General features: G+C 62.6%; 19 protein-coding genes. 6 read left to right on the plus strand and 13 right to left on the minus strand.

Annotated features, from left to right (window positions below):
* Positions 1-8: 8 nt before the first annotated feature.
* The 7 genes from D8767_RS13305 to D8767_RS13335 all read right to left on the minus strand — a co-directional run bounded on the left by D8767_RS13305 (position 9) and on the right by D8767_RS13335 (position 8,327).
* The gene (locus D8767_RS13305; protein ID WP_016713896.1) at positions 9-2,075 is read right to left on the minus strand and encodes a PAS domain-containing sensor histidine kinase; all 2,067 of its coding nucleotides are present in this window, start codon (positions 2,073-2,075) and stop codon (positions 9-11) included.
* A 122-nt stretch (positions 2,076-2,197) separates the two neighbouring features.
* Positions 2,198-3,607 carry a GntR family transcriptional regulator MpaR gene (gene mapR / locus D8767_RS13310; RefSeq protein WP_016713897.1) on the minus strand — a complete coding sequence of 470 codons (1,410 nt, stop codon included), beginning with the start codon at positions 3,605-3,607 and terminating at the stop codon, positions 2,198-2,200.
* 50 nt (positions 3,608-3,657) lie between these two features.
* Complete coding sequence (gene ccoG / locus D8767_RS13315) at positions 3,658-5,061, minus strand: cytochrome c oxidase accessory protein CcoG (protein ID WP_016713898.1); 1,404 nt, start codon at positions 5,059-5,061, stop codon at positions 3,658-3,660.
* A gap of 121 nt (positions 5,062-5,182) precedes the next feature.
* Positions 5,183-5,422 (minus strand): DUF3203 family protein, encoded by a 240-nt coding sequence (locus tag D8767_RS13320; protein WP_016713899.1) that lies wholly within the window; start codon positions 5,420-5,422, stop codon positions 5,183-5,185.
* 636 nt (positions 5,423-6,058) lie between these two features.
* The gene (locus D8767_RS13325; protein WP_016713900.1) at positions 6,059-6,958 is read right to left on the minus strand and encodes a hydroxymethylglutaryl-CoA lyase; all 900 of its coding nucleotides are present in this window, start codon (positions 6,956-6,958) and stop codon (positions 6,059-6,061) included.
* A gap of 19 nt (positions 6,959-6,977) precedes the next feature.
* Entirely contained in the window at positions 6,978-7,376 is a 399-nt protein-coding gene (locus D8767_RS13330; RefSeq protein WP_016713901.1) for a MerR family DNA-binding transcriptional regulator, read from the minus strand.
* Between the two features lie 72 nt (positions 7,377-7,448).
* Positions 7,449-8,327: a helix-turn-helix domain-containing protein gene (locus D8767_RS13335; protein WP_016713902.1), complete on the minus strand. Its 879-nt coding sequence runs from the start codon at positions 8,325-8,327 to the stop codon at positions 7,449-7,451.
* 172 nt (positions 8,328-8,499) lie between these two features.
* Here D8767_RS13335 and pobA point away from each other — a divergent pair, with 172 nt between their 5' ends.
* The 3 genes from pobA (at position 8,500) to D8767_RS13350 (ending at position 12,465) form a co-directional block, all read left to right on the plus strand.
* Entirely contained in the window at positions 8,500-9,687 is a 1,188-nt protein-coding gene (pobA, locus tag D8767_RS13340) for a 4-hydroxybenzoate 3-monooxygenase (RefSeq protein WP_016713903.1), read from the plus strand.
* Between the two features lie 61 nt (positions 9,688-9,748).
* A complete protein-coding gene (gene ggt, locus D8767_RS13345) occupies positions 9,749-11,539 on the plus strand; it encodes a gamma-glutamyltransferase (protein WP_028698841.1) in 1,791 nt (596 codons plus the stop codon).
* 44 nt (positions 11,540-11,583) lie between these two features.
* Positions 11,584-12,465, plus strand: a complete 882-nt coding sequence (locus D8767_RS13350) for a LysR substrate-binding domain-containing protein (RefSeq protein WP_025752552.1) — start codon at positions 11,584-11,586, stop codon at positions 12,463-12,465.
* Between the two features lie 242 nt (positions 12,466-12,707).
* On the opposite strand, the gene D8767_RS13355 is transcribed toward D8767_RS13350, so the two are convergent.
* Positions 12,708-13,760 carry an ornithine cyclodeaminase gene (locus D8767_RS13355; RefSeq protein ID WP_016713906.1) on the minus strand — a complete coding sequence of 351 codons (1,053 nt, stop codon included), beginning with the start codon at positions 13,758-13,760 and terminating at the stop codon, positions 12,708-12,710.
* 183 nt (positions 13,761-13,943) lie between these two features.
* On the opposite strand from D8767_RS13355, the gene D8767_RS13360 reads away from it, so the two are divergent.
* Positions 13,944-14,366: an Lrp/AsnC family transcriptional regulator gene (locus D8767_RS13360; RefSeq protein ID WP_016713907.1), complete on the plus strand. Its 423-nt coding sequence runs from the start codon at positions 13,944-13,946 to the stop codon at positions 14,364-14,366.
* Between the two features lie 443 nt (positions 14,367-14,809).
* Here D8767_RS13360 and D8767_RS13365 read toward each other — a convergent pair whose 3' ends face one another.
* The 4 genes from D8767_RS13365 to D8767_RS13380 all read right to left on the minus strand — a co-directional run bounded on the left by D8767_RS13365 (position 14,810) and on the right by D8767_RS13380 (position 18,831).
* On the minus strand, positions 14,810-15,409 hold the full coding sequence (locus D8767_RS13365; RefSeq protein ID WP_016713908.1) for an START domain-containing protein: 600 nt from the start codon (positions 15,407-15,409) through the stop codon (positions 14,810-14,812).
* A 90-nt stretch (positions 15,410-15,499) separates the two neighbouring features.
* Positions 15,500-16,336, minus strand: a complete 837-nt coding sequence (locus D8767_RS13370; protein ID WP_013972924.1) for a bifunctional allantoicase/(S)-ureidoglycine aminohydrolase — start codon at positions 16,334-16,336, stop codon at positions 15,500-15,502.
* A gap of 106 nt (positions 16,337-16,442) precedes the next feature.
* Positions 16,443-17,834: an LLM class flavin-dependent oxidoreductase gene (locus tag D8767_RS13375; protein ID WP_016713909.1), complete on the minus strand. Its 1,392-nt coding sequence runs from the start codon at positions 17,832-17,834 to the stop codon at positions 16,443-16,445.
* Between the two features lie 16 nt (positions 17,835-17,850).
* Positions 17,851-18,831 (minus strand): aliphatic sulfonate ABC transporter substrate-binding protein, encoded by a 981-nt coding sequence (locus tag D8767_RS13380; protein ID WP_016713910.1) that lies wholly within the window; start codon positions 18,829-18,831, stop codon positions 17,851-17,853.
* Positions 18,832-19,028: 197 nt separating this feature from the next.
* On the opposite strand from D8767_RS13380, the gene D8767_RS13385 reads away from it, so the two are divergent.
* On the plus strand, positions 19,029-19,910 hold the full coding sequence (locus tag D8767_RS13385) for a hypothetical protein (RefSeq protein WP_121757675.1): 882 nt from the start codon (positions 19,029-19,031) through the stop codon (positions 19,908-19,910).
* 138 nt (positions 19,911-20,048) lie between these two features.
* Positions 20,049-20,720 (plus strand): TetR/AcrR family transcriptional regulator, encoded by a 672-nt coding sequence (locus D8767_RS13390; RefSeq protein ID WP_016713911.1) that lies wholly within the window; start codon positions 20,049-20,051, stop codon positions 20,718-20,720.
* A gap of 7 nt (positions 20,721-20,727) precedes the next feature.
* Here the strand turns inward: D8767_RS13390 and D8767_RS13395 are convergent, their stop codons facing one another.
* Entirely contained in the window at positions 20,728-21,735 is a 1,008-nt protein-coding gene (locus tag D8767_RS13395; RefSeq protein WP_016713912.1) for a GlxA family transcriptional regulator, read from the minus strand.
* Positions 21,736-21,860 lie beyond the last annotated feature (125 nt).

The raw sequence follows: 21,860 nt of genomic DNA on the forward strand, positions 1-21,860 counted from the left end.
CGCGCCCCTCAATCCTCAAGCAGGGTACTGACCCGCTCGGCCAGCGCCTCCAGTTCAAACGGCTTGGTCAGCACCAGCGTGCCTTGTAGCAACTGGCCGTCACTGAGCGCCGCGCTTTCATCGTAGCCGGTGATGAACAGCACTTTGAGGTCCGGGTAGCGCTCGCGGCAGCGCTCAGCCACCTGGCGGCCATTCAGGCCGCCGGGCAAGCCGATATCGCTCAGTAACAGGTCTGGCCGTTCGCCGTTTTGCAGGTAGGCCAAGGCAGTTGGGCCGTCCTCGAATGCATCAACCCGGTAACCCAGCTCTTCCAGCACTTCGCAAACCACCAGGCGCAAGGCCGTCTGGTCTTCGATCAACAGGATACGCCGCGCCACTGCACTGTCTTTTTCCAGTACCTTGCGCTGCGGTTTGGGGGCAGGCGGCTTGGGTTGCTCATAGTGGCGGGGCAAAAGCAGCTCGAGGCGCGTGCCTTCACCCAGCGTCGAAAGTACGCGCAGTTGCCCACCCGATTGGCGCACGAACCCGTAAGTCATCGACAAACCCAGGCCAGTGCCCTGGCCCATGGGCTTGGTGGTGAAGAAGGGGTCTACGGCACGCTTGGCCACCTCCGCCGACATGCCCTTGCCGTTGTCGATGATGCTCAGCCGCACGTATTCGCCGGCGGGCAGTTCCAGCGCCTGGGCCTGTACCGCGTCAAGCAGCAGGTTGTCGCCGACGATATCGATAACGCCGCCCCCTGGCATGGCGTCGCGCGCGTTGATGCACACGTTGAGCAGGGCGCTTTCCAGTTGGGGTGGGTCGATGAACGTTGGCCATAGCTCGCAGGCAAACCGGCTGCTCAGGGTGATGGCCGGGCCAATGGTGCGGCGTAACAGCTCTTCCATGCCAGCCACCAATGTTGCCACTTGCGTTGAGCAGGGCTGCAGGGTCTGCTGGCGTGAGAACGCCAGCAAACGGTGCACCAGCGAAGAAGCCCGTTGAGCCGAGCCGCTGGAGAGCTCCAGCAATGGCTCGATGGCGTCGAAGCGTGACTGGTTCAGGCGTTGGCGCATCAGCTCTTGCGCGCCCAGAATACCGCCCAGCAGGTTGTTGAAATCGTGGGCGATGCCACCACTGAGCTGGCCCACGGCTTCCATCTTCTGCGCCTGGCGCAGGGCTTCCTCGGCTTTGGCCAGGCGCTTCTGCTCCTGTACGCGCTCGCTGATGTCATAGGCAAACAGAAAAGCGCCTTGTATTTCGCCATCATGGTCGCGCAAGGCATTGAAACGCAGTTCGTAATGGTATTGCTCGGGCGCCTTGCCGAATGTACCGATCTCGACGAATTGCTCGCCTGCCAAGGCACGCTGCCACATGGACAAGCTTAATGTCCGAACGTTTGGCTCATCGTCGATCAGGTCTGGCAAGTAATCGCCAATTTCAGGCGTACGCCCGAACAACCGTTGAAAGTCATGTTTCGCCTGGCGATTGATGGCCAGCCAACGCATGTCTTTGTCGACCACATGCACATTGACCACGCTGTGGTCGACCAGCTCGGCGAACAGCTGTCGCTCTGCCAGTGCAGCGCTTACCCGTTGCTCCAGTTCTTCGTTCAGGCGTTGCAGGGCCTGCTCTGCCCGACGGCGTTCGGTAACGTCCTTGAACAACACCGCTACCTGGCGTTTCTCGGCAGGCTCCACGCGGAAAGTGGTAACAGACAGCACATGGCCGGTGGCGACCAGTTCCTGCTCGAAATGCAGGGGTTCGCCAGTGCGCAGCACTGCGCCATAGCGGGCTACCCAGTCATCGGCTTCATCGGGCACCATCTCGCGCAGCTTTTGCCCGACCACGTTGGGGATGCCGGCGTGCTTGGCGTAGGCCGCGTTGGCCAGTACATGCACGTAATCACTGAGCGGGCCGTGCGGGCCGTCGAAGAACTCGATGATGCAGAAGCCTTCGTCCATGGTGTCGAACAACGAACGGTAGAAGTTCTGATCGTGGTCCTGGAGGCTGGCAAGCTGGGATTCCAGTTGCGCGTTCTGCCGCTGAAGGGCTTCGACGTGTTGGCGCAGTGAGCGCAGGTCGCGGGAGGGCATGCCGACGTCCGACAAAAGGGGAGGCTCTGACTTTAGCGTGTTCATCTGCATGCGAATAGCGGGTCAGCACAGTTGGCGGGCGATGCCCGGCAGCCGTCGTTCGGCCGCCGAGTGTTCGATGGTCAGAAGGAGCGGATGATCCGCCCGAGGGTTTCCATGGCCCGTTCGGCGCCGTCATGCCAGGGGCTTCCGTAGTTCAGGCGGATGCAATTGCCGAAGCGCCGGGTGGGCGAGAAGATCGGCCCGGGGGCGATGCTGATGCCTTGCGCCAGGGCCATGTGGAACAGCTTGAGGGCGTCCATTTGTTCGGGCAGTTCCAGCCACAGGAAGTAGCCACCGGAAGGCTGGCTGACCCGCGTCTGCGCCGGAAAGTGGCGAGCGATGGCCGCCAGCATGTTGGCCTGCTGGCCTTCCAGCGCGTAGCGCAGCTTGCGCAGGTGGCGGTCGTAGCCGCCGTGCTGCAGGTAGTCGGCAATTGCCGCCTGGGCCGGCATCGAGGCACACAGCGAGGTCATCAGTTTCAGCCGTTCGATCTTCTGCGCAAAGCGCCCGGCGGCGACCCAGCCGATGCGGTAGCCCGGTGCCAGGCTTTTGGCGAACGAGCCGCAGTGCATCACCAGGCCCTGGGTGTCGAAGGCCTTGGCCGGTTTGGGCGCCTGTTGCGAGTAGTACAGCTCGGCGTACACGTCGTCTTCGATCAACGGCACCTCATGGCGCGCCAGCAACTCCACCAGGGCCTGTTTCTTGGCTTCCGGCATGCTGGCGCCCACCGGGTTCTGGAAGTTGGTCATGCACCACACGGCCTTGACCGGGTGCTTCTCCAGGGTTTGTGCCAGCACGCCCAGGTCCATGCCTTCGCGCGGGTGCACCGGGATTTCCACCGCCTTGAGCTTGAGCCGCTCCAGTACCTGCAGGCAGGCATAGAAGGCCGGGGCCTCGATGGCTACCAGGTCGCCGGGCTGAGTCACTGCCTGCAGGCACAGGTTCAGGGCCTCCAGTGCGCCGTTGGTGATCAGCAGTTCTTCCATGGGCAGCATCAACCCGCCAACCATGTAGCGCAGGGCAATCTGCCGGCGCAGTTGCGGGTTGCCGGGCGACAGGTCGGTGACCACCATGCGCGGGTCCATGCTGCGGCTGGCGCTGGCCAGCGAGCGCGACAGGCGTTGCAGCGGGAACAGTTCGGGGCTGGGGAAGGCCGAACCGAACGGTATGGTGTTGGGGTCCTTGATCGAGTCGAGGATCGAAAACACCAAGGCGCTGACGTCGACATCGGTAGACTCGCTGACCGGCTGCAGCGCTTGAGGTTCGCTGAACTGGCGTGGGGCGTGGGCGTTGACAAAATACCCCGAGCGCGGCCGGGCGCGGATCAGCCCGCGCCGCTCCAGCAGGTAATAGGCCTGGAAAACGGTAGAAGGGCTGACCCCGTGGGTCTGGCTGGCGTAGCGAACCGAGGGCACGCGCTGGCCGGGGCCCAGTACCCCGGAGCGGATCAGTTCGGCAATGTCGTCGGCAAAGCGTTCGTAGCGTTTCATTCTGGCCTTCTGTCGAAGCCTGGCAGGCAAGGTGGCGTCAGTGTAAGGGATCAACGGTTCATGGGGGCGACGAAGCGGCTGTGGGCCACGCTGCGGATGGCGGGGTCGTCACGCTCGCTGATTTCGAAGCTGAGTGTTTGCGAGCTGCTGGTCGGGCGCTCGGCGAGCATCGCCACCGACACCGGCAGTTCACTCATTTCGCCCGCCGGGATGACCAATGCGGTGTTGCCCTGCAAGGTGAAGCCGTCGGCGTCCAGCAGGCGCAACGCATAGTGCTGGGTGCGCTCGGTCTTGTTGATGACCTTGAGCAGGTAGATGTTCTCGATCTGGCCCAAGGCATTTTCACGGAACAGGCCACGGTCCTTGATCACATCCAGCGACACCATCGGGCGCAGTTGCAAGGCCACCACCAGCGCCGCGATCATCACCACCAGCGCAGCGGCATAGCCGAGCAGGCGTGGGCGCAGCCAGTGAGTAGTACCGCCCTGCAGGCTGTGTTCGGACTTGTAGCCAATCAGCCCGCGAGCATAACCCATCTTGTCCATCACCCCGTCGCAGGCGTCGATGCACGCTGCGCAACCGATGCAGGCCATTTGCAAGCCATCGCGGATATCAATGCCGGTGGGGCACACCTGCACACACAGCGTGCAGTCGATGCAGTCGCCCAGGCCTTGGGCCTGGACGTCGCTGCCCTTCTTGCGCGGGCCACGGGCCTCACCGCGCCGTGGGTCATAGGCGACGGCCAGGGTGTCCTTGTCGAACATCACACTCTGGAAGCGCGCATACGGGCACATGTGCAGGCACACCGCTTCACGCAGCAGGCCGGCATTGATGTAAGTGGCGGCGGTGAAGAACAGCACCCAGAACAGCGCCACGCCGCCCAGTTGCAAGGTGAACAGTTCTGCGGCCAGTGGGCGAATCGGTGTGAAATAGCCGACGAAGGTCAGCCCGGTGAGGATACCGATGACCAGCCACAGGCTGTGTTTCAGGGTGCGGCGCCCCAGTTTGTTCAGGCTCCAGGGCGCGGCGGCCAGTTTGATGCGCTGGTTGCGGTCACCTTCGGTGACCTTTTCGCACCACATGAACAGCCACGTCCAGGTGCTCTGCGGGCAGCTGTAGCCACACCACACGCGGCCGGCGTACACGGTGATGGCGAACAGACCGAAGGCGCAAATGATCAGCAGCGCTGACAACAGGATGAAGTCCTGTGGCCAGAAGGTCGCGCCAAAGATGTGGAATTTGCTGTTGGCCAGGTCCCACAACACGGCCTGGCGTCCGTTCCAGTTCAGCCAAGCGGTGCCGAAGAACAGCACGAACAGGGCACCGGCAAAGCCGATGCGCAGGTTGCGGTACAGCCCGCTGAAGCTGCGGGTGTGAATGCCGCTGTCGGTGTGTCGCGGTCGGGGGCTGGCTGGGGTGGGGGCGATCTCTGTGAAAGGGATTCTATTGTTCATGGCTCGGTGCTCATCAGGCCTCGATCAGGCATGAGCACTATGGCCCTGAGGCTGTTATCAGCACAGGCTCAGATTTTGCGATAAAAACCATATCAGATTACCCGGCTTCGACCGCCAGGCCTTAAATTACCGAGCCTGGCACGCTGGCCTTCAGATGCCTGCGGCTATCCACCGCACCCGCTACGGTCAACGCATCGGCCTCGGCTTCGGTAATGGGGACGCGCTGGCCTGCCAGCAGGGCCACTGACATGCGCAGGTGTTCGTCGGTGACGATTTCGATAGCAGGGCCATCGCCTTCGATGCGCAGGTTCTCGCCGATCAGGGTGCAGCGGCGGGTGGTTTCGTCGATTTCAACGGGCATGGCGTTGTCCTCCTTGTAGGGTTACAGGGTGGACCACAATGCAAGGCGGGTTGCTGCATCAGGGGGCTGAAAGGAGAAGAAAGGAGGAGGGCGGGAAGCACTGAGGGGAGCCGAAGCTCCCCTCAAAGCGTTGTTGCTTGCTCTTTTTTTATTATTGGGACCGGCCTTTCGTTGTTTTTGTCAGCCTGTCCTGGTGTTGCGGGCGACCCCCATGCGGGGTCAAGAGCAAACGTATTTTTTTGAGCGCTGACCTGCTTTCATCATGGCTGATCCGAACCTGGCTGCCGCTACCTTGAGGTAGTTTTATTGTTCTGTGCCAGACCGCGGGGCGTACCCCTGAAAAGCGTGTCTACTCCAAAAAAATCTGCTTGCTACGCCTCTGCCGTGTTGTTCTTGTTATGTCAGAGCCGTTACCTGTTGTTTTTATTGGGTGTCACATTTTTTTTGTTCTTGTACCAAAGATATAGCAGGGTGCGTGCCAACTTTTGAAAGTCTTTTAAAATCAGTGGCTTAGCGGTTTTCGTCAAAAGTGCTTGGCCTGAGATTCTGCCGATTTGTTTCCCTGTTACCCGATTTTTTGCTGTGAAATGTGGGGTCGGTAACACTTCACCCACACCTGTGTGACACCCGTATGACTTACTGCGCGCTGCGCGCCCGCGCTACCCGCGACCCATTGCCGCGGCCCAGCACGCTACTGATGCGTTGGCCGGCGGCGATCAGCCGGTCGAGGTCGATGCCGGTTTCAATGCCCAGCCCTTGCAGCAGGTACACCACATCTTCGCTGGCGATGTTGCCGGTAGCCCCTTTGGCGTAAGGGCAGCCGCCCAGCCCGGCCACCGAGCTGTCGAATACGCTGATGCCTTCGAGCAGGCTGGCATAGACGTTGGCCAGGGCCTGGCCATAGGTGTCGTGGAAGTGCCCGGCCAGTTGCTCGCGCGGCACCTGGGCAGAGACCACCTCGAACAGGCGCCGGGTATCGCCGGCAGTGCCGGTGCCGATGGTGTCACCCAGCGATACTTCGTAGCAGCCCATGTCGTGCAGTGCGCGGGCCACCGGGGCCACCTGTTCAGCGCTGACCTTGCCTTCATAAGGGCAGCCGAGTACGCATGACACATAGCCACGCACGCGTACACCGTGGTTGCGCGCAGCTTCCATGATCGGCTCGAAGCGCTTGAGGCTGTCGCTGATAGAGCAGTTGATGTTGCGCTGCGAAAACGCTTCGGAGGCGGCCGCGAACACTGCCACTTCCTTCACCCCGGCAGCCAGCGCGTCCTCGAAACCGCGCAGGTTGGGTGCCAGCGCTGCATAAGTAACACCGGGGCGCTGGTCGATACCGGCGAACACCTCGGCAGAGCCGGCCATTTGCGGCACCCACTTGGGCGAGACGAAGCTGCCCACTTCTATATAGGCAAGGCCCGCTTCGGTAAGGTCGTTGACCAGGCGCACCTTGTCGGCAACGCTGATGGGCTGGGCTTCGTTCTGCAGGCCGTCGCGGGGGCCGACTTCGACCAGGCGGACGTGTTTGGGCAAGGACATGGCGGGATTCCTGTGGGGTTCAGCGGTTGTCTTTGTTGTTCAGGGTGGCGGCCAGGGCTTGTTCGCAACGCTCCTGGGCGGTGTCCAGTTCCAGTTGCATCTGGTGGATATCGAGCATCTGCTGCTCCAGCTGGGCGCGGCGCTCGGCGATTTTTGCCAGCATGCTGTTGAGCTGCTTGAGGTTGCCGCTGGTGGGGTCGTACAGCTCGATCAGCTCGCGGCACTCGGCCAGTGAAAAGCCGATGCGCTTGCCGCGCAGGATGAGCTTGAGGCTGACCTTGTCGCGGGCCGAATAGATTCGCTCCAGGCCGCGGCGTTCGGGGCTCAGCAGGCCCTGCTCTTCATAGAAGCGGATGGCCCGGGTGGTGATGTCCAGCTCGCGGGACAGGTCGGAGATGCTGTAGGTCTGGTTGCTCATGCTGGGGCTCGGCGTGGGGTATGCGGGTATCCTGAAGGCAGGTTGACGTTTACGTCAAGCAGCCTGCCGCAATCAGTCCGGCTGCGCAGCGCGTCGGTACCCGTTAGGGGTCTCCCCGGTCAACCGCTTGAACCACCGGGCAAAGTACGTCGGGTCGGTGAATCCCAGGCTATCCGACAACTGCCCGATACTCATCCGCGTATAAATCAGGTTACGCCGCGCCTCCAGCAGCAACCGTTGGTGTACCACCTGCAACGCAGTCTGCCCGCTCAAAGCCCTGCACAGCTGGTTCAGTTGCAGGCTTGGAACGTTCAGCCGTGCGGCAAAAGCTTCTACTGACAGATGCTCGCGGTAATGCGCCTCGACCAGCCGCAGGTACTGCCCCAGTAACTGCCGGTCGCGTTCATCGCGGTTACGCGGTGCCTGCCCCAGTTGCTGGCGGCGGTTGATCCACACCATCAGCGCGGTCACCAGCGCTTCAAGCATGGCCGCGCGCGCCGGGGCATTGCCTTGGTACTCCTGCTGCAAGGTGTCGATCAGGCTGCGCAGATGCACACGGTCATGCCCAAGCGGGTAGCACGCAGGTTGCGCCAGCACCGCCAGCGGCATGCCCAGGCGCTGCTCCAGGTTCGCCACCAGCGCGGTGCCGAAGGTGAGCACATAGCCCTGGATATCGGCGCTGAAGCGAAAGCCATGCACGGTCATCGGCGGCACCACCTGGATCGCCGCTTCGCCGATGGCGCTGCGCAACCCTTCGATCTCCACCTGAGCCTGGCCGCGCTGTACATACAGCAACTGGAACAGCTCGGCATGCTGGTGTGGCTTGATCTCCCAGTGGTGCAGGCGGCTGCGCGCAGGGATCGATTCGCAGTGCAGCAGGTCGGTGCCGGGCCAGGCCTGGTTTTCGCCATACAGCTTGAACAACGGAACGCCGGGGAGGGTGGATTTCATCAGGGGTAGCCTGTCCGTTAATCGAACGTTTTTTATAAAAGTGCAGGTTTTAGATGGAATAGCACACTTCGGTAGCTTTTTTTGCCAGTAAAAATGCAAGGGCAAACCCTAACAGCAGATGCCGCCCCACTGCCAGTCCAGGGCCGGCATCGTCCGAACAGAGACAACAACAATGAAAACTCAGGTTGCAATTATTGGTGCAGGTCCGTCTGGCCTGCTGCTTGGCCAACTGCTGCACAAGGCCGGCATCGATAACGTCATCGTCGAGCGCCAGACGCCTGAATACGTACTTGGCCGCATCCGTGCCGGGGTGCTGGAGCAAGGCACTGTCGACCTGCTGCGCGAAGCCGGTGTGGCCGAGCGCATGGACCGTGAGGGCCTGGTGCACGAAGGGGTCGAGTTGCTGGTCGGCGGGCGCCGCCAACGCCTGGACCTGAAAGCCCTGACCGGCGGCAAGACCGTCATGGTATACGGCCAGACCGAAGTCACCCGTGACTTGATGCAGGCCCGTGAAGCCAGTGGCGCGCCGATCATCTATTCCGCCAGCAATGTTCAGCCACATGAGCTGAAGGGCGAGAAGCCCTACCTCACGTTTGAGAAGGACGGCCAGTCGCACCGGGTGGATTGCGACTACATCGCCGGGTGTGACGGCTTCCACGGTGTATCGCGCCAGAGCATTCCCGAAGGTGTGTTGAAGCAGTACGAGCGGGTCTATCCGTTTGGCTGGCTGGGCCTGCTTTCGGACACGCCGCCGGTCAATCACGAGTTGATCTATGCCCACCACGAGCGTGGTTTCGCGTTGTGTAGCCAGCGCTCGCAAACACGCAGCCGCTACTACCTGCAGGTACCCTTGCAGGACCGGGTCGAAGCGTGGTCGGACGAGCGATTCTGGAACGAGCTGAAAGCCCGTTTGCCCGCCGACGTAGCGGCTGACCTGGTCACAGGCCCGGCTTTGGAAAAAAGCATCGCCCCGCTGCGCAGCCTGGTGGTAGAACCGATGCAGTATGGTCACCTGTTCCTGGTGGGTGACGCGGCGCACATCGTCCCGCCTACCGGTGCCAAGGGCCTGAACCTGGCAGCGTCGGACGTGAATTACCTGTATCGCATTCTGGTCAAGGTTTACCGCGAAGGGCGCACCGACCTGCTGCAGCAATACTCCCCGCTGGCCCTGCGCCGGGTGTGGAAAGGCGAGCGCTTCAGCTGGTTCATGACCCAGTTGTTGCACGACTTCGGCAGCCACAAAGACGCCTGGGACCAGAAGATGCAAGAGGCCGACCGCGAGTACTTCCTGACGTCGCCAGCCGGGCTGGTGAACATTGCCGAGAACTACGTGGGCTTGCCGTTCGAGGAAGTGGTTTAGTTTTTTTCAGGGGTACGACAGGGTATCTTCGGGGCTTTTGAAGTTCGCAGGAAGCATGCCGATGTACTTCTTTCCACCCCTGATCAGCGCCCTTTGCCTGGTAGCCGCCAGTGGCCTGGCCTGTGCCGACCAGGTGCTGCCCGCACCTCCCGAGCTGGCCTCTGGCTACCGCACAGGCTTGCGGCCCGTGCAGGCCAGCCGCCATATGGTTGCTGCAGCCAACCCGTTGGCCAGCGAAGCGGGGCGGGCAATGTTGCGTGCCGGTGGCAGCGCCATCGATGCGGCCATTGCGATGCAGATGGTGCTGACCTTGGTCGAGCCGCAATCCAGCGGTATTGGCGGCGGGGCATTCATCCTCTATTGGGACGGGAAGCGCGTGCAGGCGTTCGATGGCCGCGAGGCCGCACCGGCGGCTGTGACGCAAACGCTGTTTCTGCAAGCCGACGGCACACCGATGCCATTCAGGGCGGCGCAGATTGGCGGGCGCTCGGTTGGCGTGCCGGGTGTTCTGCGTGCTTTGAAACTGGCCCACGATCAGCACGGCAAGCTGCCCTGGCGCGATCTGTTCGCGCCGGCCATCGCGCTGGCACGCAACGGTTTCCCGGTGTCCGAGCGCCTTCACACCCTGCTGGCCGGAGACCCGTTCATTGCCCGGTCACCGGCCATGGCCCGCTACTTCCTGGATGAGCAGGGCAGGCCGCTGGCGGTGGGAACGATCCTGCGCAACCCCGAGCTTGCGCAGGCTTTCGATCAGATTGCCGCGCAAGGCCCTGACGCGTTCTATACCGGCGAGATTGCCGAAGCCATCGTGGTCACGGTGCGCAGCCATGCCAATGCCGGTTACCTCTCGTTGCAGGACTTGCAGCAGTACCAGGCCAAAGAGCGCGAGCCCGTGTGCGGCCCCTATAAGGCCTGGCGCATCTGCGGCATGCCGCCGCCGTCTTCGGGCGGGGTGACGGTGTTGCAGACCCTGGGCATTCTCGAAGCCGTACAGCGCGCCACGCCGCAGCGCGATCTGGCAGTGTTGCGCCCGCTTGCGAATGCATCCCCGGCTGGCCTGGAGGCATTACCACTGGCCGTGCACCTGATCGCCGAGGCTGAGCGTTTGGCCTATGCCGACCGCGCACAATACCTGGCCGACAGCGATTACGTGCCGGTCCCGGTCAAGGCGCTTACCGACGCCAACTACCTGGCCAGCCGTGCAGCGCAGATTGGCGAACACAGCATGAAACGGGCTCGCCCGGGCCAACCCCAGGGCGCCGACTTGGCCCTGGCCCCGGATCGCTCGCCATTGCGCATTTCCACCTCGCACCTCAGCGCGGTGGATGACAGCGGCCAGGCCCTGGCCATGACCACCTCGGTGGAGGCGGCGTTCGGCTCGCACCTGATGGTCAAGGGCTTCCTGCTCAACAACCACCTCACTGACTTCTCGTTCATTGCGCAGGAGCATGGCAAACCCGTGGCCAACCGGGTACAGCCGGGCAAGCGGCCGCTGTCGGCCATGGCACCCACGCTGGTGTTCTCGCGAGCCTCGGGCGATCTGGTGGCCAGCCTGGGGTCACCGGGCGGCTCGCAGATCATCGGCTATGTGAACAAGGCGTTGGTTGGCTTGCTGGATTGGCAGCTCGACCCGCAACAGGCCGCAGGCTTGCCCAACTTTGGCAGCCGCAATGCTGGCACCGAGGTGGAAGCGGGGCTGAGCAGCCCGGCGCTGATCCGGCAGTTGGCAGCCTGGGGGCACGAGGTAACGCCCATGACCATGACCAGCGGTATGCAGATCATCCAGCGCAGTGGCGAGGGTTGGTCGGGCGGGGCTGACCCGCGGCGTGAAGGTGTGGCCCTTGGCGACTAGCCGTGATAGAACGCAGTCTTGCCATTCAGTAGTTGAATACCCAGATGTCCATTAGCGTGAAATCGAATAGGGCGCTGTTCGACCTCGACCTGCTACGCGCCATTGTGGTGGTGGCCGATTGCGGCAGCTTCACCACCGCTGCCGCTCGCCTGCACTCGACACAGTCGACCATCAGCCAGAAGGTACGCCGCCTGGAAGACATGGTCGGCCACCGTTTGCTGGTGCGGGGCAACCGCGATGTGCTGCCCACCGATGCCGGGCAAACCTTGCTCGGCTACGCCCGGCACATGCTGGCCTTGAACGACCAGATGCTCGAAGCCCTGGCCGGGGCGATGGTGGGCACCACCGTGCGCCTTGGTGTGCCCGAAGACTTCGTTGGCGGGCGCACCACCAATGCGCTGTCGGCCTTCAGCCGCCTGCACCCGCAGGTGAAGCTGGAAGTGACCAGTGGTCTGTGCCGCGACCTCAGCCAGGCCTACGACAACGGTGAGCTCGACCTGGTGTTGCTCAAGCAGCGGCGCAACACCCGCGAGGGCGTGGCCTGCTGGCCCGAGCGCCTGCAATGGATCGACAGTGCGCGCACCCCCGCCTTCGAGCTGGACCCGATCCCTTTGGTGACCTTCCCGCCGCGTGGGCTGTACCGCGAGGACATGATCAACGCCATCGAAGGCATGGGGCGGCGCTGGCGCATCAGTTTCACCAGTTCCAGCCTCAGCGGTATCCAGGCGGCAGTGGCCGATGGCATGGGCGTCAGCCTGCTACCGCCAAGGGCGGCCACTGGCGAGCATCGGGTGCTGGGGTTGGGGCAGGGGCTGCCGGAGGTCGACAGTTATGAAATCGTCATCGTGCATCGGCCGACGGCGGATGTGATGGTCAAGGCGTTGGCCGAGGTGATGACGCAACTGCTGGCGGGCGGTGGGATATAGCGTGTCTGACGACATGGCGCTCCTACACCGACCGCGTCAGTGGTCAGGCCGCAGCCTTCTCGCCGACAGGTGAATGCCCGCGATCGTCCTGTCGACGGCCTTGCGTGATAGCGCCAGAATACGCCCGTCACGCCCGGACAGCTCGATGGCGTTACCGGCAGACTGACAGATCTGCTGAGTAAATCACGATGTGCCCCCCGGGGTGGGTGGAGAACCCGTTGTTGGGGAATACCGAGTTTGGGTTAGGCAACGCGTCGGATGCGGTTTTTGCCAGCGCGGCCACGGGTGTGGCTGAACAGGTCTTTCGGGTCGTTTTCCACCCACGGCACCAGGTCGATCTTCGAGCCCATGCCGCGTTTTTCAGCTTGCTGTAGTACGTAACGTAGTACGGTGTAATCTTCCAGGGCGAAGCCCACCGAATCGAACACGGTGACCTGGCTGTCACTCTGGCGCCCCTCGGTTTCGCCGCGCAGTACACGCCACAGGTCGACGACAGGGAAGTCCGCCGGCAGTTGCTGGATGTCGCCTTCAACACGGGTTTGTGGTTCGTACTCGACGAACACGCGGGCGTTGCGCAGTACATCAGCGTGCAGCTCGGTCTTGCCCGGGCAGTCGCCGCCCACGGCATTCAGGTGCATGCCGGGTTCGAGCATGTCGGGGGTGATGATGGTGGCGTAGGCCTTGTCGGCGGTAACAGTGGTGATGATATCCGCGCCTTTCACGGCTTCGGCTACCGAGCCGGCCCGGCGGATCGTGAGGCCGCTGTATTCCTTGAGGTTGGCAATCAGCTTGGCGGTGGCCAGCGGGTCGGTGTCGTACGCAACGATTTCTTCGATGCCCAAGTGCTTATGGAAGGCAAGCGCCTGGAATTCGCTTTGTGCGCCGTTGCCTATCAGCGCCATCTTGCGCGCGTTCGGCCGCGCCAGTGCCTGCGCGGCCATCAACGAGGTGGCGGCGGTGCGCAAGGCGGTGGCGATGGTCAGTTCGGACAGCAGCACTGGGTAGCCGGTGTCGACATCGGCCAGCACGCCAAAGGCCATTACCGTATGCAGGTCACGGGCAGTATTGGCCGGGTGGCCGTTAACGTATTTGAAGGCATAGCGGCTGTTGTCGGCAACCGGCATCAATTCGATAACACCCACTTCCGAATGGCTGGCAACACGCGCAGACTTATCAAACTCTTGCCAGCGTTTGAAGTCTTCACGCATGGCCTCAGCCAGTTCACCTATGAACGGCGCTACGCCAATGTCATGTACCAAGTCCGACATGGTTGGAACATCAATGAAATACGTCATGCTCTTGCACCTTGTTATTGTGCGGTCGCCCCGGTCACGGCAGGCGGCACGCTTAAATTGTTGAAGTGGCATGAACATTTTGATGAAAGGTTGCGTCAATCGGAAGAATGCAGGTTGCCAGTTTCATCAACTTTCTAGACAATCTGCTACCCCAAAGTAGCAATCTGACTATTGGCAGGCGTTATGGATACGATCGATCGGGAACTGATTGCGCTGTTGCGGGACAATGCACGTACTCCTGTGTTGACCCTGGCGAAGAAGCTCAAGGTGGCCAGGGCAACCGTGCAAAACCGCATTACCCGGCTCGAAGAGCAGGGCGTGATCATTGGCTACACGGTACGCCTGCGCTCCGACGTGCTGGAGCAGGGCGTGCGGGCAATCACCAGCATCGGCATCAGCGGCCACCACGCCGCAGAGGTCAAGCACGCGCTGCGCGGGCACCCCAACGTGGTGGCCATCCATACCACCAATGGCCGCTGGGACCTGATGGCAGAGCTGCGCGCCGACACCCTCGAAGCCTTCGACCGGGCGCTCAACACCATTCGGTCAATCCCGCACATCGAGAATACCGAGACCAGCATCCTGCTCTCGAGCTACAAGATGTGACCGCTGGGTCAGGCCTTTTGACAGGCGCACTGCGCAAACTGTCACCCAAGCTTTTCACTCTGCAAAAAATCCCTTTGCCGGTGTGCATTCTGTAGCGTTTCGCTTGACCTGGGCCGCTGGCAGAATGAAACGGCTTTCGCGGGATGGTTTCAGGCGCACGTTCTGAAGGTGCGTTCAAACAATAAGAAAGTCCGCTGCGAAGTTGCATCGGGCGTTAGTTTGATTTTTTGTTATTGCCTGCGCTCTCATCATTTAAATGCCATCAAACCTGCACCTTGGCACCCACTTGTTGGTGCGCTGCGGGGTGTGGAAGTTTTACAAAAAAAGAATAAGAGATTGACGATTCATCAAACGTGCAACGCGTAAAGCACTGCGCCGGAAGAGGGCCGAGTGCTCAAGCGTTAACGCGCTCCTACAAGGGCTCGCTCAGGCCCGGTGACATCTCAGGGCTGGCGCTCAGCAACAGCCCGCAACGTACGCAACGTCACCACCGGCGCATCCACCACGAACCGATTGGCAAGCCAGCCCGGCACATCTCCGGCCGGGTCGGCTTGCAACTGGTACGTCACTTCGGTCAACCGCTCACCCAACGGTTTCATTCGCCATTCACCACTCAGGCGCTGCACACGGATCAACCCGTCAACCTTGGGAATCCTGTCGGGCTCAGCGCTCAGGTGCCGCAACAGCGTACCGTCATCCAGGCGTTCGCTGCTCACCTTCAACACAATGTCCCGTGGCATCGTCGGCCAGGGCAGGTTGGTGGTCAGGTACACCCAGGTATTGGCACCGTCCACGTCCAGCAGGCGCATCTGGTCACAGGCATACAGCCACTTGCAGGCCACCCGCAGGTTCTCCTGCAGGTCGGTGAGTGTGCGCACGCTGGCTTTCATGGTGCTCACACCGCGAAACTGCTGGTAGGGCGAGTCGGGCACGCCACTGAGGTACACGCGGATGCCTTCGCGGTCGTAGGCGAGGTTCCAGGCATCGGCGGCCAGGGCAGGGGGGCAGAGCAACAGGAGGGTAAGCAGCAGGCCGCGGGGCATAGCCGGTACCGTGCGGGGGATGGGTGTTTCAGTATGCGCGGCAAACAGAAAGCCCGCCAGATTGGCGGGCTTAGGGCATCAGCCTGATGCTTAGCGCTTAGGATTCAGCGTCAAATGCACATGACGGTTCACGTCCTTGTACAGCAGGTAGCTGAACTTGCCTGGGCCGCCGGCGTAGCAGGCTTGCGGGCAGAAGGCGCGCAGCCACATGAAGTCGCCGGCTTCGACTTCGACCCAGTCCTGGTTCAGGCGGTACACCGCCTTGCCTTCCAGCACGTACAGGCCGTGTTCCATCACGTGGGTTTCCGCGAACGGGATGACGCCGCCCGGCTGGAAGGTGACGATGTTCACGTGCATGTCGTGGCGCATGTCGGCCATGTCGACGAAGCGGGTAGTGACCCAGCGGCCTTCGGTGCCCGGCATTTCGATGACGGTGGCGTTGTCGCGGTGGGTAACGAACGACTCAGGTACGTCCAGGCCTTCAACCTTCTGGTAGTGCTTGCGCAGCCAGTGGAAGGTGACGTTGGACTTGCTGTTGTTGCGCAGGCTCCACTCGGCGCCCGGGGCCAGGAAGGCGTAGCCGCCCGGTACCAGGGTGTGATGCTTGCCTTCGACGGTGATGTCCAGCTCGCCTTCGACGATGAACACCACGGCTTCGGCGTTCGGGTCCAGCTCTGGGCGCTCGCTGCCGCCTTCCGGGGCCACTTCGACGATGTACTGGGAGAAGGTTTCGGCAAAACCGGTCAGTGGGCGGGCAATGACCCACATGCGCATCTTGTCCCAGAACGGCAGGTGGCTGGTGACGATGTCACGCATCACGCCTTTAGGGATAACGGCATAGGCTTCGGTGAACATGGCACGGTCAGTCAGCAGCTCGGTTTGAGCCGGGTGCCCACCGTGGGGGGCGAAGTACGAATGGTTCGACATGGACGGTCTCGACTTGTTGTTCTCTCCCCATGCCGTGAACCGCACCGGCCGGTGCGGCGCAGGGGATGTGGCGACAGAATAGGGTCGAGCGCGTGGCATCCACAAATTAAATGTTGGAATACCCGGTATTTGATATCTGAATGTCAACCTGACGCCCAACGTGCTGTGCCGGCAGCTGGTCGCCTTGGCCGAACAGCTTGTGGCGCAAGGTGCCCTCGGTGTAGCGCGAAGGGTAGCGGCCACGGCGTTGCAGTTCGGGCACCAGCAAATCGACGACATGGGTAAGGTCGTCCGGCTGCACGGCATAGGTCAGGTTGAAGCCGTCGATGCCGGTCTGGTCCAGCCAGTTTTCCAACTGGTCGGCGACCTCGCTGGCTGAGCCGACCAGCACCGGCCCGCGACCACCCAGGCCAACGAATTCGGCGGCCTCGCGCACGGTCCAGCGGCGCTTGGGGTCGGCGGCGGTGAACGCGGCCAGCGCGGCGCGACCGGCATCGTTTTCGACATACTCGATCGGCGCGTCGGGGTCGAGGCCGGCAAAGTCGATGCCGGTCCAGCCCGACAGCAGTGCCAGGGCAGCGTCCAGGTCGACGTAGCGACGATATTCGGCGAAGCGGGCCTCGGCTTCTTCCCGGGTGGGGGCGACGATCAACAGCGCCTGGGCGTAGATCAGCACCTCATCACGATCCCGCCCGGCGGCCTCGCTCGCCTGGCGGATGCCGTCGGCGTAGCGGCGCAATACCGTGGGCGTCGGGCCGCTGATGAACACGCATTCGGCATGTCGCGCGGCAAACTGCTGGCCACGTGCCGAAGCACCGGCCTGGAACAGCACCGGCGTGCGTTGTGGCGAGGGCTGGCACAGGTGCATGCCGGGCACCTGGAAGTGCTCGCCCACATGGTTGATAGGGTGCACCCGCGAAGGTTCGATATAGCGCCCACTGTCACGCTCCAGCAGCACGGCGTCGTCGTCCCAGCTTTTTTCCCATAGCTTGTACAGCACCTGCAGGTACTCTTCGGCAAGGTCGTAGCGCTGGTCGTGGCCCAGCTGGCGCGCCAGGCCGAGGTTGCGTGCGGCGCTGTCGAGGTAGCCGGTGACGATGTTCCAGCCAACCCGGCCATTGCTCAGGTGGTCGAGCGTGGACATACGCCGGGCAAAGGGGTAGGGGTGTTCGTAGGTCAGCGAAAAGGTAACGCCGAAACCGAGGTGCTCGGTGACCCCGGCCATGGCCGGTACCAGCAGCAGTGGGTCGTTGACCGGCACCTGCACACCGCCGCGCAAGGCGGCGTCGGGCCCGCCTTGGTAGACATCGTAGATGCCCAGCACATCGGCGATGAACACGGCGTCGAACAGGCCGCGCTCCAGCAGGCGAGCCAGGTCGGTCCAGTAGCTCAGGCGGTTGAATGCCACGCTGGTGTTGCGCGGGTGGCGCCACAGGCCGGGGGACTGGTGGCTGGCGGCGTTCATGCTGAAGGCGTTGAAGCGGATCGGGCGGGGCATGGTGGCTGCGCTCCGCTCAAGGCAACACGGAAGCCGGGTAGACCGCGTCGGCCACCTGGAGCTTGCGTGGAATCAGGCCCAGGCCTTGGAAGGTATCGGCCAGTTTCTGTTGTTCGGCAATGATCTGCGGGGTGATGGCCACGGCATTGTAGTTACGCCGTTCGCTGGCCACTTCCAGCACGTTGGCGCTGATGCCCAGTTGCGGCGCCAGCAGCGCGGCAACCTCGGCAGGCTTGGCGTTGGCCCACTGGCTGACCTTGCCCAGTTCGCTGAAGAAGGTTTTCAGCAGCGCACGGTGCTGATCGGCATAGCTGGCGGTGGACAGGTAGAACGTCCGGTTGTTGGACAGGCCGCTGCCGTCACGCAGGTTCTTCAGGCCAGGCTGGCTTTCTGCTGCGGCGAGGAACGGGTCCCACAGGGTGACGGCCTGGACACTGCCGGACTGCAGGGCAGCCACGGCGTCGGCGGCGTTGTTGACGTAGGCGGGGGTGATGTCCTTGTAGGTAAGGCCAGCTTGCTCCAGCGCTACGGCCAGCAGGTACTGGGCGTTCCAGCCGCGGCCGGTGGCCACGCGCTTGCCTTTCAGGTCTTGCACGCTGGCCAGGTGGTCCTGCTCGCGCACCACCAGGCCGATGCCGCGCGGGTAGGGTTGTTCGGCGGCCAGGTACACCACCGGCTTACCGGCGGCCTGGGCGAACACAGACGGCGCATCGGCGGCATGACCCAGGTCGATGGCGCCCGTGCTCAGGGCTTCGAGCAACTGCGGGCCGGCGGCAAATTCGTGCCAGCTTACGGTTACACCTTGCGGTGCCAGCGCTTTTTCCAGGGCGCGGCTGCCTTTGAGGATGTTGATGCTGTTGAACTTCTGGTAGCCGATGCGCAGGGTCTTGGCATCGTCGGCCAGAACTTCGGACCAAGGCAGCAGGGCGCTGGCGACACTGGCCAGCAGGCCGCCGATCAGCAGCCGGCGCAGGGGAGAGAAAGCACGGGTTGGCATGGGTTTGCTCCTTGAAACAGAGTGGGAAACGATGTACCCAGCCTAAGGAGGTGGCGTTTGGCTTTCAATTTTTATATTCCTGTTTGTTAGAATGTTTAGTTATTTTTATATCCTTTTGTTTTTGTAATGCTCTGCAATCTTCGACATTTTTTTCACATTCGCTTGCTAGCATCGCGGCAATCCCGAGGAGCCCCTACATGCCGCACATCCTGCGCAGGCGCAGCACCCGCATCGCCCTGACTGCCACCACCGGCCTGCTTACCGCCACCTTGGGCTTTTTCGCCTGGCAGAGTTTCTACCCGGTTCAGGCTGCCTCAGGCTGGGATGTCGAGGTACTGCTCCGCGATGTGACCAAAGCCGCCTCGCTGCTGCCGCAAGCCGATGGCAGCCTGCTGGTCAGCCGCGAGCTGGATGATGGCCGTGGCAGCATCCTCAAGATCACCGCGACTGGCGACCGGGTCGTGGTGATCGACAACCTGTCCAAGCCCGACGGCATGGCGGCGGCTCACGGGGGGGGGGTGTTCAGTCAGGAAGGCGGCCGGGCACCTGTCAGCCTGGCCCGCGATGGCCAGGTGACCCCCCTGTTCGACGGCGATAGCGTGCAAGGCTTGTGGAATGACGGCGACCACCTGTATGCCATCGAAGACCGCAAAGGCAATGGTCGCTTGATGCGTTACGACTGGAACAGCGGCCAGCTCGATGTGCTGCGCTCCGGCCTGACCGAAACCGAAGGGCTCACCCGCTGCGCGGGCCGTTTGCTGTACACCGAAAAGGCCAATGGCAAGGTCCGCGCCGTGTCCGACGATGGCAGCGACCCGGTGGTGGTCGAAGGCCTGCGCAACCCGACGTTCCTGTACTGTGACCAGCGCGGCCTGTGGATCAGCGAAGACAACACCCACCGTGCCCGGCTGCTGCGTGTTGACGCCGATGGCGTTCAGCACACCGTGCTGACCTTCCTCAAGGCGCCACAGTCGATCGTGGCGGATGGCAAAGGCGGTTACTTGCTGGCCGAAGGCGGGCGCAACCGCGTGCTGCACCTGACCCCGCCGCTGGAGCGCAATACTGCCCAGCGGGAGTGATGCCAGCGGCTTGCCGTGAATGATTTCACGGCCAGCCCCCCGTGAGGCTTTATGGCTACCCGACCAACAGCGCGCTTCCCTGCATGGCCGCGCTCACGGATAATCCCCCTCATTCCAATAAATAGCCTGTGAGTGGGTATGAGTGATTCCGTAGTTGGCCTCGGCCAGCCTGAAACCGAAGGGGGGCGCAGAACGCGCAAGAACAACCCCGAGAAAACGCGCGAGGATATCCTCCAGGCGGCCATCAACGAGTTCGTCCAGCAAGGGCTGGCCGGCGCCCGCGTCGACGCCATCGCCGAACGCACTGCCACCTCCAAGCGCATGATCTACTACTACTTCGGCAGCAAGGAGCAGTTGTACTGCGAGTGCCTGATCAAGCTGTATGGCGACATCCGCAAGACCGAGCAAAGCCTGGACCTGGAGTCGCTGCCGGCCGAGCAGGCGATTCGTCGTCTGGTGGAGTTCACCTTCGATCACCACGATCGCAACGTCGATTTCGTGCGCATCATCTGCACTGAAAACATCCACTATGGCGAGTACGTCAAGCAGTCGCCGGCCATTCGTGAAATGAGCAGCCTGGTGCTCGAAGCGTTGGGCAACACCCTGCGCCGTGGTGTGCAGGAAGGGGTTTTCCGTGGCGGCATCGAAGTGATCGACCTGCACATGCTGATGAGCTCGTTCTGCTTCTACCGGGTGTCGAACCGCCACACCTTTGGCGAGATCTTCCAGATCGACCTGTCCGATGACGAGATCAAGCTGCGCCACAAAGCCATGATCTGCGACGCCGTGCTGCGTTACATACGCGCCTGAACGGCGCTCACTCGCCCAGCCGCTGCTCCCGCGAAGGCGGGTAGCCGAAGTAAGCCGCATAGCACTTGCTGAAATGCGACACCGAAACAAACCCGCAGGCCACTGCCACTTCCATCACCGACAGGTCGGAGTACTGCAGCAGGCGGCGGCTTTTGGTGATGCGCAGCTCCATGTAGTAGCGCCGCGGCGATGTGCCCAGCTGGGCCTGGAACAGCCGGTCGATCTGCCGTCGCGAGCGCCCGCTGTAGGCGGCCAGTTGGTCGAGGCTGAGGGTTTCCTCCAGGTTGTTTTCCATCAGTTCGACGATGGTGCGCAGGTGCAGGCTCATGGACTTCTTCGCCCCCGGCCCAACCTGACGGTAACGCGCTCCGGAGAATGACAGGATTTCCTCCACGCCTTCGGCCAGGCCATCTCCATACAGCCGGCGCACCAGGCCCAGCATCAGCTCCATGGCGCCATTGGGGCTGGCGGCGCTGAGGCGGTCGCGGTCGAGGGTAAAGCTGGCCGGGGTGATGCGCGTTTGCGGGCTGCGTTCGGACAGGCTGGCGCGCTGTTCGGGGTGGATGCTGCAACCGTAGTCGTCCAGCACCCCGGCGCGGCCAAGGAACCAGGCGCCGTTCCACAGGCCACCCAGGGCCATGCCGTGGGCAGCGCAGTCGTCCAGTAGGCGGTCGAGTTCCGGGTACTTCAGGGGCGTGCGCAGGCCGCCGCAGATCACCAGCAAGTCCAGCTCCTTCAGCGCCTCGGCGGACAGCTCAGTGGCCACCAGCTCCAGCCCCAGGTCGCTGAGCACTCGGTCGCCATCCATCGACAGCGGGGTGAACCGGAAGCTGTCCGCGCGCAGCAGGTTGGCGGTGACCAACACATCCATGGCGACGGTAAAGCTGGCCATCGAGAAATGTTCAAGCAGAACGAAGTCGACCCTGTACGGGGCCTGGGCATTGGCGCTCGTGGATTTCAGCCGCAGCATGTTGCTGGTACTGGTCTTCTTGCTGAACTGACGTGGCGTGGGCACTCTGGTCTCCGCTTCCTGGCTGGCCCGCAGAGTGTGGCGGCTGGCCGGGGGAAAGACAATCTCCCGGGTGGGTGTGTCGTATTTCAGGTCGCGTTCAGGCAACCTACCTGGCTTGGCCCTTCGGC

The organism is Pseudomonas sp. LTGT-11-2Z (assembly GCF_003691445.1).
GTDB lineage: Bacteria > Pseudomonadota > Gammaproteobacteria > Pseudomonadales > Pseudomonadaceae > Aquipseudomonas > Aquipseudomonas monteilii.

Bases quoted from the DNA above. Each gene is read 5' to 3' on its own strand.
- D8767_RS13365 (WP_016713908.1), bottom strand. From the start codon at position 15,409: ATGCCCCGCGGCCTGCTGCTTACCCTCCTGTTGCTCTGCCCCCCTGCC.
- D8767_RS13335 (WP_016713902.1), bottom strand. From the start codon at position 8,327: ATGAAATCCACCCTCCCCGGCGTTCCGTTGTTCAAGCTGTATGGCGAA.
- D8767_RS13325 (WP_016713900.1), bottom strand. From the start codon at position 6,958: ATGTCCTTGCCCAAACACGTCCGCCTGGTCGAAGTCGGCCCCCGCGAC.
- ggt (WP_028698841.1), top strand. From the start codon at position 9,749: ATGTACTTCTTTCCACCCCTGATCAGCGCCCTTTGCCTGGTAGCCGCC.
- D8767_RS13350 (WP_025752552.1), top strand. From the start codon at position 11,584: ATGTCCATTAGCGTGAAATCGAATAGGGCGCTGTTCGACCTCGACCTG.
- D8767_RS13390 (WP_016713911.1), top strand. From the start codon at position 20,049: ATGAGTGATTCCGTAGTTGGCCTCGGCCAGCCTGAAACCGAAGGGGGG.
- D8767_RS13305 (WP_016713896.1), bottom strand. From the start codon at position 2,075: ATGCCCTCCCGCGACCTGCGCTCACTGCGCCAACACGTCGAAGCCCTT.
- D8767_RS13355 (WP_016713906.1), bottom strand. From the start codon at position 13,760: ATGACGTATTTCATTGATGTTCCAACCATGTCGGACTTGGTACATGAC.
- D8767_RS13360 (WP_016713907.1), top strand. From the start codon at position 13,944: ATGGATACGATCGATCGGGAACTGATTGCGCTGTTGCGGGACAATGCA.
- D8767_RS13385 (WP_121757675.1), top strand. From the start codon at position 19,029: ATGCCGCACATCCTGCGCAGGCGCAGCACCCGCATCGCCCTGACTGCC.
- D8767_RS13380 (WP_016713910.1), bottom strand. From the start codon at position 18,831: ATGCCAACCCGTGCTTTCTCTCCCCTGCGCCGGCTGCTGATCGGCGGC.
- D8767_RS13370 (WP_013972924.1), bottom strand. From the start codon at position 16,336: ATGTCGAACCATTCGTACTTCGCCCCCCACGGTGGGCACCCGGCTCAA.
- D8767_RS13330 (WP_016713901.1), bottom strand. From the start codon at position 7,376: ATGAGCAACCAGACCTACAGCATCTCCGACCTGTCCCGCGAGCTGGAC.
- D8767_RS13320 (WP_016713899.1), bottom strand. From the start codon at position 5,422: ATGCCCGTTGAAATCGACGAAACCACCCGCCGCTGCACCCTGATCGGC.
- pobA (WP_016713903.1), top strand. From the start codon at position 8,500: ATGAAAACTCAGGTTGCAATTATTGGTGCAGGTCCGTCTGGCCTGCTG.
- mapR (WP_016713897.1), bottom strand. From the start codon at position 3,607: ATGAAACGCTACGAACGCTTTGCCGACGACATTGCCGAACTGATCCGC.
- D8767_RS13375 (WP_016713909.1), bottom strand. From the start codon at position 17,834: ATGCCCCGCCCGATCCGCTTCAACGCCTTCAGCATGAACGCCGCCAGC.
- ccoG (WP_016713898.1), bottom strand. From the start codon at position 5,061: ATGAACAATAGAATCCCTTTCACAGAGATCGCCCCCACCCCAGCCAGC.